Below are 14,584 nucleotides of genomic sequence, written 5' to 3'. Positions count from 1 at the left end.
GCACTACAACATTGCCTGGGAGGGGAAAATGTTGAACCACAAGCGCAGTGCGCTGAGCATCGCGTTGGCCGTCGTACTGACGCCGTCGCTGGCAGCAGCACAGTCCACGCAGACCACCACCCCGCCGACCGGCACCGCCGCCACCAACCTGGATACCGTGCAGGTCACCGGCATCCGTCGCGGCATCGAAAGCGCCATCGCGACCAAGCAGGACGCCACCTCGGTAGTTGAAGCGATCTCCGCCGAAGACATCGGCAAGCTGCCCGACGTCAGCATCGCCGAATCGATCTCGCGCCTGCCCGGCCTTGCCGCGCAGCGTGTGGCCGGTCGTGCGCAGGTGATCAGCGTGCGCGGCCTGTCGCCGGATTTCGCCACCACCCTGCTCAACGGCCGTGAAGTGGTCAGCACCGGCGACAACCGCGGCGTCGAGTTCGACCAGTACCCGTCCGAGCTGGTCAACGGCGTGACCGTGTACAAGACCCCGGATGCGGCGCTGGTCGGCCAAGGCCTGTCGGGCACCATCGACATGCAGACCGCACGTCCGCTCAGCTTCCCCGACCGTGTCATCGCGATCAGCGGCCGCTACCAGAAGAGTTCGCTTGGCCGCGCCGCCGACACCGATCCGTACGGCAACCGCTTCAGCGCCAGCTACATCGACCAGTTCCTGGACAAGACCCTCGGCATCGCCATCGGCTACGCGCACAGCGACATGCCGATCCAGGAAAACCAGGTCGGTCTGTACGAGCCATGGACCACCGAACACACCACCAACGGCAACCGCCCGGGTGTTGCCGCTGGCACCTACTTCACCGACGGCATCAAGGCGCTGCGCCGCACCGGCAACAACAAGCGTGACGGCGTGATGGCCACGATCCAGTTCCGGCCGAACAACAGCTGGACCAGCACCTTCGACGCGTTCCATACCGAGGCGGAGCAGATCGACACCGCCAACCAGTTCGAGCTCAACCTCAGCAACTACAACGGCAACTACACCCCGGGCCTGCTGGTCAGCAATCCGCAGGTCAATGCCAATGGCACCTTCACCGGTGGCACCGCCAGTGGCGTGTACCCGCTGGTGCGCGGCATGTACAACAAGCGCAAGGACAAGATCGATGCGTTCGGCTGGAACAACGAGTTCACCTTCGGCAGCGTCAAGCTGGTCGCCGACCTGAACTATTCCAAGGCCACCCGCGACGAACTGAACCTGGAAAACAACCTGCAGCTGACCCCGATGCCGCAGCTGGATACGGTCGGCGTGCAGTTCCGCCAGGATGGCTTCTCGCAGATCAGCCCGGGCCTGAACTACTCCAACCCGGACGCGCTGTTCCTGACCAATACCATCTATGGTTCTGGTTACGGCAAGGTGCCGAAGGTGGAAGACCGCCTGAAGGGCGGCAAGCTGGCCGCGACCATCGCCCTGCCCGAAGCAATTGCGTCCTGGGCACCGGACCTCGATATCGGCGTGAACTATGCCGATCGCCGCAAGGTGAAGACCCAGTCTGAAGGCAACATCCTGCTGGGCGCGCAGGGCGATGCCAACATCGCATCGGACCTGCAGTACCGCCCGGTCAACCTCGGCTTCGCCGGTCTCGGCAGCATCCCGGCCTGGAACGTGCCGGGCGCGGTCGGTCGTTACATGACCTTCAATCCGGTCGACAACCTCGACTACCTGATTCCCAAGTCGTGGACGGTGCAGGAAAAGATCACCACCGCCTGGGCGCGCCTGAACATCAACACCGACATCGGCGTGGTCGGCGTGCGCGGCAACATCGGCGTGCAGATGCAGCACACCGACCAGAGCTCGGACTCGCGTTACTGGGACAGCTCGCAGGCGGCCGGCAACAACATCCAGCCCTACTCCGATGGCCGCAAGTACAACGACTGGCTACCGAGTTTGAACCTGGCCTTCATGTTCCCGCACGAGCAGACCCTGCGTTTTGCCGCAGCCAAGCAGGTCGCGCGCCCGCGCGTAGACCAGATGCGCGCGGGCCTGGAGTTCGGCGTGGATACCGGTACCGGTCGCCCCGGCGGCAGTGGCGGCAACCCGCTGCTGGATCCGTGGCGCGCCACCGCGCTCGACCTGTCCTACGAGAAGTACTTCGGCGAAAAGGCCTACGTGGCCGCCGCGATCTTCTACAAGGACCTGAAGAGCTACGTCTACACCCAGTCGGTGGACAACTACGACTTCACCGGCCTGCTGGGCGACTATGTGCCGCCGCCGGGCATGGTGGTGCCGGTGCTGCCCACCGGCACGTTCTCGACTCCGGTGAATGGCAAGGGCGGCACCCTGAAGGGCCTGGAGCTGACCGCGTCGTTCCCGCTGGAAATGCTGACCGACAGCCTGCGTGGCTTCGGCGTGCAGGCCAGCGCGACCTTCAACAAGAGCGACATCCAGATCCTGGATCCGGAAAGCGCGTCCAGCGTGGGCACCGACCCGATCAGCCTGCCCGGCCTGTCCAAGCGCGTGTACAACTTCACTGCCTACTACGAGCGTAGTGGCTTTGAAGCACGCGTGAGCCAGCGCCGCCGTTCGGACTTCATCGGCGAGATCGGCAACTTCAACGGCAACCGCACCCTGCGCTATGTCGTGGGCGAGAACGTGACCGATGCGCAGATCAGCTACACCTTCAGCGACAGCAGCAGCCTGCGTGGGCTGACCCTGCTGCTGCAGGGAAGCAACCTGACCAACGAGCCGTACCGCACCTACGCCGGCACCAGGGATCGCCCACTGGAATACATCGAGTGGGGCCGCACCTACATGCTGGGCGTGAACTACAAGTTCTGACCTGCACGGTAGTGCCGGCCGCTGGCCGGCAATCCACCGGAAACCCGCTGCGCAGGCAGCGGGTTTTCTTTTGCGCGCGTGCCGGCAGGTGATCGGCAAAGCCCATCCACGCATGGCGTGGATCTACTGACATCGGCGTACCGTTGCCACGTGCGGATGCCGATCACCGCCACGTCGCCCCCGGTAGATCCACGCCATGCGTGGATGCCGATCACCGAAGCATCGCCTCTCCAGTAGATCCACGCCATGCGTGGATGCCCTGCACCGCAACCGCGCCCACAAAAAAGGGACGGGGCGCTTCGGCCCCGTCCCCGCAAGTACCGCCACCGGAGAAATCGGTCAGCTGCGTCGTGCGCAATACACCGCACGCGGCGGCAGCTGGAGTTCGTTGCCCTGCACCGTACCCGCATCCGGGCCCGGTACGGCCACCTGCTGCCAGGTACCCGCCGGCAGCGGATGGGTCACCGCCTCGGCCGACAGGTTGAAGGCCAGCAGGAGAGTTTCATCTGCAAGCATACGCTCGAACAGCAGCACTGGCTCGGCACTGTCCAGGAACCGGATGTCACCGTGCAGCAGAGCCGGCTGGGTGCGGCGCCAGGCCAGGAAGCCACGGAAGGCCGACAGCACCGACTGCGGATCCTGCGCCTGCACCGCCACGGCCGCCGCCTGGTGCTCGGCCGGGATCGGCAGCCACGGCTTGCCGGTGGTGAAACCGGCCAGCGGCGCGTCGATCCACGGCAGCGGCGTGCGGCAGCCGTCGCGGCCCTTGAAGTTCGGCCAGAAGGTGATGCCATACGGGTCCTGCAGCGCCTCGAACGGCACCTCGGCCTCGGCCAGGCCCAGCTCCTCGCCCTGGTACAGGCAGACCGAGCCGCGCAGTGAGCACAGCAGCGCCACCAGCATCCGCGCCAGGCGCGGGTCGGCCGGATGCCCACCCCAGCGGCTGACCGCGCGCTCCACATCGTGGTTGGACACGGCCCAGCACGGCCAGCCCTGGGTCATCGCCGCTTCCAGTCGCGACACCGTGTCGCGGATGTAGGCCGCGCTGTAGTCGTTGACCAGCAGCTCGAAGCTGTAGCCCATGTGCAGGCGGCCATCCTGGGTGTATTCGGCTGTAGTCGCCAGCGAGTCCTCCGAGGAGATCTCGCCCAGGCTCACCGCCCCCGGGTACTCGTCCAGCAGGGCGCGCAGCTGCTCCAGGAACGGCAGGTTCTCCGGCTGGGTGTTGTTGTAATAGTGGTACTGGTAGGCGTACGGGTTGTCCGCGCTGAAGCCGCGGCCCACACGCTTGTCGGCCGGTTTGGGCGGATTGTCGCGCAGCTGCGCGTCATGGAAGCAGAAGTTGATCGCATCCAGGCGGAAGCCATCCACGCCCCGGTCCAGCCAGAAGCGCACGTTGTCCAGGGTCGCCTGCTGCACCTCCGGGTGGTGGAAATTCAGGTCCGGCTGGTCCACCAGGAAGTTGTGCAGGTAGTACTGCTCGCGGCGCGGTTCCCACTGCCAGGCGCCGCCGCCGAACAGCGACAGCCAGTTGTTGGGCGGGGTGCCGTCCTCGCGCGGATCCACCCACACATACCAGTCCGCCTTCGGATTGCTGCGGTCCTGCCGGCTCTCGCGGAACCAGGCATGGTCGATCGAGGTATGGCTGAGCACCTGGTCGATCATCACCTTCAGGCCAAGACCATGCGCCTTGGCCAGCAGCCGGTCGAAGTCGTCCAGGCTGCCGAACAGGGGATCGACATCGCGGTAGTCGGCGATGTCATAGCCGAAGTCGGCCATCGGCGATCGGAAGAACGGCGAGATCCAGATCGCATCCACGCCCAGCGCGGCGATATGGTCCAGGCGCTGGATGATGCCCGGCAGGTCGCCTACCCCGTCGCCGTTGGCGTCGAGGAAACTGCGCGGGTAGATCTGGTAGATGACGGCTCCGCGCCACCATGGATAGTGCGACATCGACAGCCCCCCTCCGGGCATGCGGGACCCGCTGCAAGCGGGCTGAAAACCAACTCCCGCAAGCTTAGCGGGGGCCCGCGACGATGGCGCTGCCTGCATACGTATTCACGCCAGACGCCGTGGTCGGCGGTCCGCAGCGGCGGCCTGGGAACCGGTTTCCTCCCGAATTCACAGGCAACGCCTATAATCAGGGATGAGCCTGAAAGCCTGATCGCATGACCATCACTGAAGACACCCGTCCCGCCCTGGGCCTGTCCCAGATCCAGTCGCTTGCCGCAGCCGACATGGCTGCCGTCGATGCCCTGATCCGCCGCCGGCTGTCCTCGGATGTGGTGCTGATCAACCAGATCGCCGACCACATCATTTCCGCGGGCGGCAAACGCCTGCGGCCGATGCTGGTGATGCTGGCCGGCCATGCGGTCGGCGGCGCCGGCCCCGAGCACCACCAGCTGGCCGCGATCATCGAGTTCATCCACACCTCCACCCTGCTGCACGACGACGTGGTGGACGAATCCAGCCTGCGCCGCGGCCGCAGCACCGCCAATGCGCTGTGGGGCAACGCGCCGAGCGTGCTGGTGGGCGACTTCCTGTACTCGCGCAGCTTCCAGCTGATGGTCGAGCTGGACCGTATGTCGGTGATGCAGATCCTGGCCGACACCACCAACCGCATCGCCGAAGGCGAAGTGCTGCAGCTGCTGCACGTGCACAACCCGGACACCGACGAAGCGGCATACCTGCGCGTGATCGAGCGCAAGACCGCGGTGCTGTTCGCCGCCGGCACCCGCCTGGGTGCACTGGCCAGCGGCGTCGATGAAGCCACCCAGCAGGCCCTGTACGACTACGGCATGCACCTGGGCTACGCCTTCCAGATCGCCGATGACGTGCTGGATTACTCGGCCAACGCCGACGAGCTGGGCAAGAACCTGGGTGACGACCTGGCCGAGGGCAAGGCCACGCTGCCGCTGATCCACGCCATGGCCCATTCGGATGAGGCCACCCGCCAGCGCCTGCGCACGATCGTGCAGAACGGCGACGCCTCGGCGATGCCGGACGTGCTGGCCGCGATCCACGCCACCGGCGGCCTGGACTACAGCCGCCGCCGTGCCGAGGAATATGCGGAAAACGCCGAGCGCGCGCTCGACGGCCTGGCCGACAACGATGCCGTCGCCGCCCTGCGCGGCCTGGCCCGCTACGCGGTACAGCGTTCGCATTGATTGCTTCGCCGGGCATGGCCCGGCGCTACCGCACGCGATCTGGTAGCGCCGGGCCATGCCCGGCGGAAACGGCGCCTCAACGCTTTTCGAAGCGTTCCTCGAAGAACTCATCCAGCGCCTTCCATGCCCGCTTCGCCGCACGCTCGTTGTACTGGCAGCCCGGCGGGCTGTTGGCATCGCGCTCGGCAAAGCAGTGCACCGCACCACTGTAGTTGGTGAACTCCCAGTCCACCTTGGCCGCATCCATTTCCTTCTGGAAGCTGCCGATATCCTCGGCGGTCACGCTCCTGTCGTCGGCACCGTTCAACACCAGCACCGACGGATGGCTGCCGCCGGCCTGCGCCGGCAAGGGCGAGCCGAGCCCGCCATGCAGGCTGACCACGCCCGCCAGCGGCGCGCCCGCACGGGCCAGTTCCAGCACCGTGGTGCCACCGAAGCAGAAGCCCACCGCGCCGATCCGGCTGGCGTCCAGCGGTGCCTTGCCCGCCTGCGCCTTCAGCACGTTGACCGCCTCCAGTGCCCGCGCCCGCAGCAGTGGCCGATCATTGCGCAGCTTGGTCGCCACCGGACCGGCCTCAGCATCGGTCTTCGGTCGCACGCCCTTGCCGTACACATCGGCCACCAGCACCACGTAGTCATCGCCAGCCAGCTGCTTGGCCTTCTCGATGGCCGATTCGTTCACGCCCTTCCAGTTCGGCACCATCACCAGGCCCGGGCGCTTGTCGTTATCGCCATCGTCATAGACCAGCACGCCACTGAAGGTCGTGCCCTGGTGCTTCCACTCCACCGGCTGCGTCTTCATCGCCGCAAACGCTGGCATCGCCGCCAGTCCCAGTACCATCGCCACACCGCAACGCCAACGGTTCATGCGCCTGCTCCAGAAAAAGGGGACGGAGGGGATTAAGCCGTAATCGCCCCTCCCGCGTCGCATTCTGCATTGGCTGCGTGACGCAGGTGTGGTTGGATACGCGCTGACCCCCTCCGTCCCCTCTCTGCATGAACCTTGTCGAACGCTTTCTGTCTGGACTGATCCCGCGCCTGCCCGCCGACGACGCTGCGCAATGGGCGCATGTCCAAGGCGCCAGCGCCGAAGACCTGCAGGGCCTGCGCGCGCAGTGGCCAAAGGTGCCGGACAGCCTGCTGGCATTGCTGTCGCGGGTGGATGGCACGCACTTCCGCGAATATCCTGGTGGTGAGGTCTGCGTGTTGATGCTTGGTTCGGATGTCGGGGACGGCCGCTATCCGTACTACCTGAGCTCGGTCGCGGATATCTTCGAAGACCAGGACCAGTGGGACGACAGCATCCGCTCCATCTACGAAGAATGGCTGGAAGAGGAACCGGAGATCCTTGGCGACGGCATCGACGCCGATCTTCCGATGGACCGCCGCCTGTGCTTCTCGCAATGTGCGAACAACGGCGGCACCTCGAAGCTGTACCTGGATTTCGATCCCGCGCCGGGCGGCAGCGTCGGCCAGGTGGTGCGCTACCTGCATGATCCGGACAGCTACGTAGTCATCGCGCCGAACTTCGATGCCTACCTGCAGCAGTTGATCGATGGTGGATACGCGTTCATCGACGAGGATCAATAAAGGCAGCCGAGCGTGGGCTCGGCTCTACAGTAAACATGCGGCATGCGTTGATGGACGCCGCAGCCTCCGACCCCCGGCAGTAGATCCACGCCATGCGTGGATGGCGGTTTCACCCGCGCTCGATCCAATGCAACGTGCCCGGCGCGAACGCCAGCAGATCCGCTGCATCCAGCTGATCCCGCGACCAATGACGTTCCGGTGGCTTCGGCTGCCGGGCACCCACAGCACCATCGTAGTCACGAACCAGCAGGCCGATGCGCGCGGCACCGGCCCCCAGCAGGGCATCGATGCGTTGCAGCCATTGGCCGGCATCGCCCAGGCCTTCATTCCGGCGCAGCTGTCGATCCTGCTCATGCCGCGCCAACTGCTCGGCCAGGGCACGGGCGATCTTGGCCTCGCTCCAGCCCTTCTTCCGCCAACGCTCTGTGTCGTGCTGGCCTATTGCCGCCTCAACTCCCTTCGCCGATGCCAAGGCGGTACCGCAATCACAGCTCCCGGTCGTCAGCCACGGCCGCCAACCGTCCCCGACCACGGACTGCAAGCTTTCCGACGCCTGCGCCGACAGCGTGCGACCGGACTGCTTGAGGATCGCCGCAGCTCTCTCATATGGAAAGTCGGTAGGCAGGAACAGCGTGATGAAAGTGCACATGGGTGCGACTCCGCTTCGATCGATGCAGCAAGTTCGACTCTACGACATCCTGCTGCGCACCTTCCCCAAAAGGGTATGAAAAGCAGCCGAGCATGGCTCGGCTCTACAGTAGATCCACGCCATGCGTGGATGCGGCACCTCGGGTTGCCGGCCAGCGGCCGGCACTACCCTCAGCCGATCCCGATCCCCGGAATCGCACTGATGGTGTCCGGGTCGAACCCGGCCAGTTCGGCGAAATGCCGCCCGCGTGCAACGTAATCGCGGTAGGCGCCATAGCTCGGCGCACCCGGTGACAGCAGCACCACCCCACCCAGCTCACCCAGTGCGCGACGGGCCAGCGCCATCGCGTCGGGCAGATCGACAGCAGCATGCAGGCCGAAACGGCCGGCGTCGGCCAACGGCTGCAGCATCGCGTGGATGCGCGGGCCGTTGCTGCCCATGGTCACGATCTCCACCGGCGGCACGTCATGCGCCATGTGCTGCATGAAGTCAGTCCAGTCCAGCCCACGATCATGCCCGCCCACCAGCAGCGCGATGCGCTGGCCGGCAAAGCACTCCAGCGCGGCCAGGCTGGCATGCGGCGTAGTGCTGATCGAATCGTTGACGTAGGTGAGGCCATCGGCCTCGCCAATCCGCTGCAGGCGGTTCGGCAGCGGCCGGAAATCCTGCACGGCCGGTGCCAGCGCCACCGCATCCAGGCCCAGCGCCTCCAGCGCGGCCAGCACCGCGCACAGGTTGCCGCGGTTGTGCCGGCCCGGCAGTGGCGTGTTGCGGGTATCAAACACCGCCTGCTCGCCGCGATGCACGATGTCGCCGCGCATGTGCCAGCCCTGCGGCTGGTTGAACCAGACCACCTCGCTGCCGGGTAGCGTCAGCGAGGCCAGGTGCGGGTCTGCGGCATTGAGCACGGCAACGCGCGGCGCGGCGCCGGTCACCAGTTGCAGCTTGTCTTCGATGTAGCGCTGTTCGCTGCCGTGCCAGTCCAGGTGTTCCGGGAACAGGTTCAGCACCACGGCTACCTGCGGGTGCGCACCACTACGTGCGACCTCGCGGGTCTGGTAGCTGGACAGCTCCACCGCCCAGTACGCGGGGGCCGGTTGCGGGTCCAGCACTTCCAGCAGCGGCAGGCCGATGTTGCCGACCAGACCGGTGCGATGCCCGGCTGCGCGCAGCAGGTGCGCGACCAGCGCGGTGGTGGTGCTCTTGCCCTTGGTACCGGTCACGCAGATCGTGTCGCGCACGGTGCCATCGGCATCGGCGTGTTCGGCAAACCACAACGCCGTGCCGCCAATGAAGACGGTGCCCTGCCCGGCCGCCGCCAACGCGATCGGCAGATACGGGCTGATCCCCGGCGACTTGATCACCACCTCGAATGAAGCCAGTGCTCCGGCCGTGGGTTCGCCGAGTACATCCAGCGCGCCCTGCGTTTCCGCACGCGCGGCCTCGACCTCGCCGGCCGGGCAGAACAGGCTCAGGCCAAGTGATGGCAGGCGCGCACGCAGCACCGCAAACGCAGCACGCCCCTCACGTCCCCAGCCCCACAGCGCTACGCGCTTGCCTTCAAGCTGCGAAATCTTCACTCACCCGTTCCCACAGTGTCGCCGGAATACGATGTTCGCCCTGCAGCTGCATCAACGGTGCCAGCTCCAGTTCGGCCGCATCCAGCTGCGGCCGGATTTCATTGCAGAAACGCTTCACCAGCGCGTCTTCCTTCCACTCCGGACGCTGCGCCAGGGTCGCCATCGCCGCACGCGATTCGCGGCCTTCGCCCACGCATTCGAACGGCTTGTGGTCCTGGAATTCCAGCAGCGCGTCGAAGCCACCGGCCTGCTCGATGTCATCCAGCAGGTTGCGGCCGAAGATGCGCACCAGGCGGGTCTTCGGCATGAACGGGGCCAGCGCCAGGAACACGAAGTGGCACTTCGGGCAGACGCCGCACCAGCGGTTCACCGGGCGCTCGCCAAGGATGTGGAAGTTGCGGTTGCAGCTGGAGAAATGCGCGTCGTAGAAATCGCTCTTGGCGAACTGGCGGGCCACCGCCAGCTCCGACATCGGCCGCAGCAGCGAGTAGTACTGCAGGTCAGCGGCCACCTGTTTCTGTACGTACATGCCGAAGGCCTGCTCGAACGCCCAACCCTTCGACCACTGGTGGTTGACCTCGCCGGTGCCCGGAATCTGGCTGCCGTAGCTGGCCGAACGTTCGTTGGAGAACACCACCTGGTCCACGCCCTGCAGCACTGCAGCCAGCACCATGATTGCCGAGTTCACCGCGGTGACCGGGATGTGGCCGTTCCAGGCGCCTTGGCGGTTGAGCTCGAACAGTTCCGGCGCCAGCGCGCGACCGAGGTTCAGCGTCGGCAGCCCGGTGCGCTCGGCACAGGCACGGATCAACTGCGAACCACCAATCCAGGTCACCGTCTCGTCCACGCCGGCGCGACGCAGCGCTTCGATGCTGACCAGCGAATCCTTGCCGCCACCGATGGCCACCAGCGCATGCGCCTGCAGGCCCAGCACCGGTGCCTGCACCGTTTCGCCCTGCACCGGCAGGCGGAAGCGCCCACGCAGGTTCAGGCCGTTGCGGTAGGCGAACTCACCCAGGCCGTTGAGGTAGATGGTCTCCACCAGCGCAGCGGTATCGGCATCGATGCTGTAGCTGTCGATGCTGACCGTATCGGGCACACCGGCCTTGTAGTAGCTCACACCGGCAATCAGGTGCAGCAGCCGCAGCGCGCGCTGCACGGCGTCGGCACGGGCCGGCTCCAGCACGAACGGGGCGCCGGGCACGGTAACGGTTTCCACCATCTCCGGGCCGTCATCGAAGGCGTAGACCAGCTTGGCCACGCCGGTGTCCGCGGCGAATTCGCAGCGGACGAAGCGGAAGCGGGAAACCTGGTGTTTATCGAAAGCAGTCATGGTGAATCCAGTTCAAGCACGGTCAGGCACGTGCCCGCGCGCAGGCGCGGGACGTGTCGGTGGGCGGGTGCAGGGCGCGGAAGGCGGCGATCACTCGATCACGTCCTCGCGCGGCATCGCCCGTTGGTTGTAGGTGTTGGACATCACATAGCCGTAGGCACCGGCGTCGGCGATCAGCATCACATCGTCCGGCGCGGTCGACACCGGCAGCTTGCGGCGCTTGCCGAACACATCGCTGGATTCGCAGATCGGGCCGACCACATCGAACGCTGCTTCGGCGTAACCGCCCTGGCGGCTGAGGTTTTCGATGTCGTGCCAGGCGTCGTACAGGGCCGGGCGCATCAGCGTGTTCATGCCCGCATCCAGGCCGACACGGCGCACGCCGTCCTTCTCCACTACCTGGGTGGCATGGGTCAGCAGCACGCCCGATTCGGCCACCAGGAAGCGGCCCGGTTCGATCGCCAGGCGGAATGCCGGGTGCAGCGCCTTGACCTCGGCCAGGCCCTCGGCCCAGGCATCCAGGTCGAACGGCTCGTCTTCGTCGCTGTACGGAATCGGCAGGCCGCCACCGATGTCGATGGTCTGCACGCTGCCGATACGGCGCGCGAAACCGGCCAGCTCATCGCACATCAGGCGCCAGTGCTGGGCGGTTTCCACGCCACTGCCCAGGTGCGCATGCAGACCGACCACGCGCGTGCCCAGCTCGGTGGCCGCGCGCACGAACTCGTCCACGCGCGCGATCGGCAGGCCGAACTTGGATTCCTTGCCACCGGTGCGGACCTTGGCGTGATGGCCTTCGCCACGGCCCAGGTCCACGCGCAGCCACAGCTCGCGGTTGCGGAACAGGTCCGGCCAGCGCTGCAGGGCTTCGACGTTGTCGACAGTGACGGTCACGCCCAGCGCGAACGCCGCTTCGTACTCGTTGCGCGGGCAGAAGCTGGGGGTGAACAGCACGCGCTTGGGCGACAGTTCCGGAATGGCCTGGAACACATGCTTCAGCTCGCCGTGCGACACGCACTCCAGGCCGAAACCTTCGGCTTCCAGCAGCTGCAGGATGGCCGGATGGCTGTTGGCCTTGATCGCGTAATAACGCTGGTCGATCGGCTTGATCGCCGCCAGCGCACGGGCACGCGCCCGTACCGTCGGCAGGTGGTAGACGTAACGTGGGGTGCCGGCATCGGCCAGCTGCAGCAGGTGCGCACGCTGGCCACGCCACCACGGCGTACCGCGCGGGCGCACGGTGCCGGCGATTTCGCGCCAGCGCGGGCCGAACACTTCGGTCTCTTCCACCGGCATCGCGCCGCTGTCGATCAGTTCGGCGTGCAGGATCGGCAGCAGGCCATCGGCATCGGCCTCGTCGATGACGAAGGTCAGGTTCAGGTCGTTGGACGACTGCGAAATCATGTGCACGCGCTCACGACCGAAGGTCGCCCACACGTCCGACAGCTTGTGCAGCAGCGAGCGCATGCCCAGGCCGACCAGGGTGATCGCCGCGCACGGCACGATCACCTTGACCTTGCAGATCTGCGACAGGTCGGCCGACAGTGCGGCCAGCACATCGGTGTTGACCAGGTTCTCGGACGGGTCCAGCGACACGGTGACGTTGGTCTCGGCCGAACCGATCAGATCCACCGACAGGCCGTGCTTCTTGAACAGGCCGAACACATCGGCGAGGAAGCCGACCTGCTGCCACATGCCGATGCCTTCCATCGACACCAGCACGATGCCGTTGCGGCGGCTGATCGCCTTCACTCCGGGCACCGGCGCGGCGTTGCCGTCGATACTGGTGCCCGGCAGTTCCGGACGCTCGGTATCGAGGATCGCCATCGGCACGCCGGCATCGCGGCACGGCTTGATCGAACGCGGGTGCAGCACCTTGGCGCCGGTGGTGGCGATTTCCTGCGCTTCGTAATAGTCCAGGCGGGTCAGCAGGCGCGCGTCCGGCACGTCCTTGGGATTGGCGCTGAACATGCCCGGCACATCGGTCCAGATCTCCACGCGGCTGGCGCCGAGCAGCGCACCGAAGTACGCCGCCGAGGTATCCGAACCGCCGCGGCCGAGAATGGCCGTGCCACCGTCGGCATGACGCGAGATGAAACCCTGGGTGATCAGCAGGCGCGTGGGCTGCGCGCGGAAGCGCTGCGCCCATTCTGCATCGGCACGCCACTGGCAGTTCACCGACAGGCGCTGCGACCAGTCGCTCTGGTTCGGCTGCGGCGGCAACGCGTCCAGCCACTGGCGCGCATCCATCCAACCGAAATCCAGGCCGCTGGCGCGCAGGTAGGCCGCGCCCAGGCTGGAAGACAGCAGTTCACCCTGGCCCAGCACTTCGGCCTGCCAGTCCAGCGGACGGCTGGGCGCACGCGGGTCGTCCAGCAGGCCCTGCAGTGCGGCCAGGCGCTCGGCCAGCACCTCGGCGCCCAGGCCCAGCTCCTCCAGGAAGCCCTGGTGGCGTTCGACCAGCGCCGCCACGCGATCACGGCTGTCCGGCGCGCCATCGGCAATCGCGGTCAGTTCGTTGGTGACCCCGGACAGCGCCGAAACCACCACCAGCACGCGCGCGCCAGTCTCTTCCGCCCGTTTTTTCGCCAGCTTCCCGATCGTGTCCCAGCGGTGGCGACGCGACACCGAGGTGCCGCCGAACTTCAGTACGATCCAACGATCGACAAGGGGGGAAGCTGACATGGATAGGCTATGTGTAATGTGGGGAAGCCGCCCTTGGGGGCGGAACCTTCGATTCTAAGCCCAATACACCCGTCAATGACCGCCTACCGTTACCTGCAGCTCGATGTCTTCGCCCACCACCCCGGTACCGGCAACCCGCTCGGTGTCGTGTTCGACGCGGATGGGCTGTCCACCGACCGCATGCAGGCCCTTGCCGCCTGGCTGAACCTGTCCGAGACCGTGTTCTTCCTGCGCCCCACCGCTGCCGGCGCCGACTACCACGTCCGCATCTTCACCCCTGCCAGCGAGCTGCCCTTCGCCGGCCATCCCAGCGTGGGCGCCGCCTGGGCCGCGGTCACCTGCGGCCTGGTGCAGCCACGCGACGGGGCCCTGGTACAGCAATGCGCGGCCGGCCTGCTGGCGGTGCAGGTCACCGGCCCGGCCAACGCGCCCACCATCCGCCTGGCCAGCCCAGCGGCGCGCCTGCTGCCGACAGCACCGGGCGCCGTCCCGGAAGCGCTGCGCGCCGTCATCGCCGAGGGCCAGGGCGCCGAACTGTGGGAAAACGGCCCGCGCTGGTGGCTGCTGCCGCTGGGCGATGCCGATGCGGTGCGCACACTGGTACCGGACATGGCAGCCCTGCGCGACTGGAGCATGGCCACCGATGCGCTCGGCGTAGCCGTGTTCGCGCTCGAACCCGGTGCCGACCATGACCTGGTGGTGCGCGCGTTCTGCCCTGCCGATGCGCCCAACGTGCCGGAGGATCCGGTGACCGGCAGCGCCAATGCACTGATCGGCGCTTGGCTGCGGCAGCGC

Annotated in this window: 11 protein-coding genes; 4 read left to right on the top strand and 7 right to left on the bottom strand. The window is 66.7% G+C overall.

What is annotated here, in order from left to right:
• The first annotated feature begins 28 nt into the window (after positions 1-28).
• Positions 29-2,785, top strand: coding sequence for a TonB-dependent receptor (locus DBR20_RS05830; protein ID WP_181393025.1), 2,757 nt, complete (start codon positions 29-31; stop codon positions 2,783-2,785).
• Here DBR20_RS05830 and DBR20_RS21865 read toward each other — a convergent pair.
• A complete protein-coding gene (locus DBR20_RS21865; protein ID WP_146186955.1) occupies positions 2,773-3,033 on the bottom strand; it encodes a hypothetical protein in 261 nt (86 codons plus the stop codon). The genes DBR20_RS05830 and DBR20_RS21865 overlap by 13 nt on opposite strands.
• A gap of 91 nt (positions 3,034-3,124) precedes the next feature.
• Positions 3,125-4,738: an alpha-glucosidase family protein gene (locus DBR20_RS05825; RefSeq protein WP_108265524.1), complete on the bottom strand. Its 1,614-nt coding sequence runs from the start codon at positions 4,736-4,738 to the stop codon at positions 3,125-3,127.
• Positions 4,739-4,953: 215 nt separating this feature from the next.
• Between DBR20_RS05825 and DBR20_RS05820 the strand changes: the two genes are divergently transcribed.
• Positions 4,954-5,952, top strand: a complete 999-nt coding sequence (locus DBR20_RS05820) for a polyprenyl synthetase family protein (RefSeq protein WP_108265523.1) — start codon at positions 4,954-4,956, stop codon at positions 5,950-5,952.
• A 76-nt stretch (positions 5,953-6,028) separates the two neighbouring features.
• On the opposite strand, the gene DBR20_RS05815 is transcribed toward DBR20_RS05820, so the two are convergent.
• Complete coding sequence (locus DBR20_RS05815) at positions 6,029-6,820, bottom strand: dienelactone hydrolase family protein (protein WP_108265522.1); 792 nt, start codon at positions 6,818-6,820, stop codon at positions 6,029-6,031.
• A gap of 128 nt (positions 6,821-6,948) precedes the next feature.
• Here DBR20_RS05815 and DBR20_RS05810 point away from each other — a divergent pair, with 128 nt between their 5' ends.
• The gene (locus DBR20_RS05810) at positions 6,949-7,542 is read left to right on the top strand and encodes an SMI1/KNR4 family protein (protein ID WP_108265521.1); all 594 of its coding nucleotides are present in this window, start codon (positions 6,949-6,951) and stop codon (positions 7,540-7,542) included.
• A gap of 109 nt (positions 7,543-7,651) precedes the next feature.
• Here DBR20_RS05810 and DBR20_RS05805 read toward each other — a convergent pair whose 3' ends face one another.
• The 4 genes from DBR20_RS05805 to DBR20_RS05790 form a co-directional block, all read right to left on the bottom strand.
• A complete protein-coding gene (locus tag DBR20_RS05805) occupies positions 7,652-8,191 on the bottom strand; it encodes a hypothetical protein (RefSeq protein ID WP_108265520.1) in 540 nt (179 codons plus the stop codon).
• Between the two features lie 170 nt (positions 8,192-8,361).
• Entirely contained in the window at positions 8,362-9,771 is a 1,410-nt protein-coding gene (murD, locus tag DBR20_RS05800) for a UDP-N-acetylmuramoyl-L-alanine--D-glutamate ligase (protein WP_108265519.1), read from the bottom strand.
• Positions 9,752-11,104, bottom strand: a complete 1,353-nt coding sequence (murL, locus tag DBR20_RS05795) for a UDP-N-acetyl-alpha-D-muramoyl-L-alanyl-L-glutamate epimerase (protein WP_108265518.1) — start codon at positions 11,102-11,104, stop codon at positions 9,752-9,754. Before murL ends, murD begins: the two co-directional genes overlap by 20 nt.
• 90 nt (positions 11,105-11,194) lie before the next feature.
• On the bottom strand, positions 11,195-13,789 hold the full coding sequence (locus DBR20_RS05790; RefSeq protein WP_108265517.1) for a bifunctional aspartate kinase/diaminopimelate decarboxylase: 2,595 nt from the start codon (positions 13,787-13,789) through the stop codon (positions 11,195-11,197).
• A 75-nt stretch (positions 13,790-13,864) separates the two neighbouring features.
• On the opposite strand from DBR20_RS05790, the gene DBR20_RS05785 reads away from it, so the two are divergent.
• Positions 13,865-14,584 (top strand): PhzF family phenazine biosynthesis protein (locus DBR20_RS05785; protein WP_108265516.1); only part of this gene is annotated, 720 nt, incomplete at its 3' end.

The organism is Stenotrophomonas sp. HMWF023, from assembly GCF_003060985.1.
GTDB lineage: Bacteria > Pseudomonadota > Gammaproteobacteria > Xanthomonadales > Xanthomonadaceae > Stenotrophomonas > Stenotrophomonas lactitubi.
This window is presented reverse-complemented; position numbering and strand designations above follow the sequence as displayed.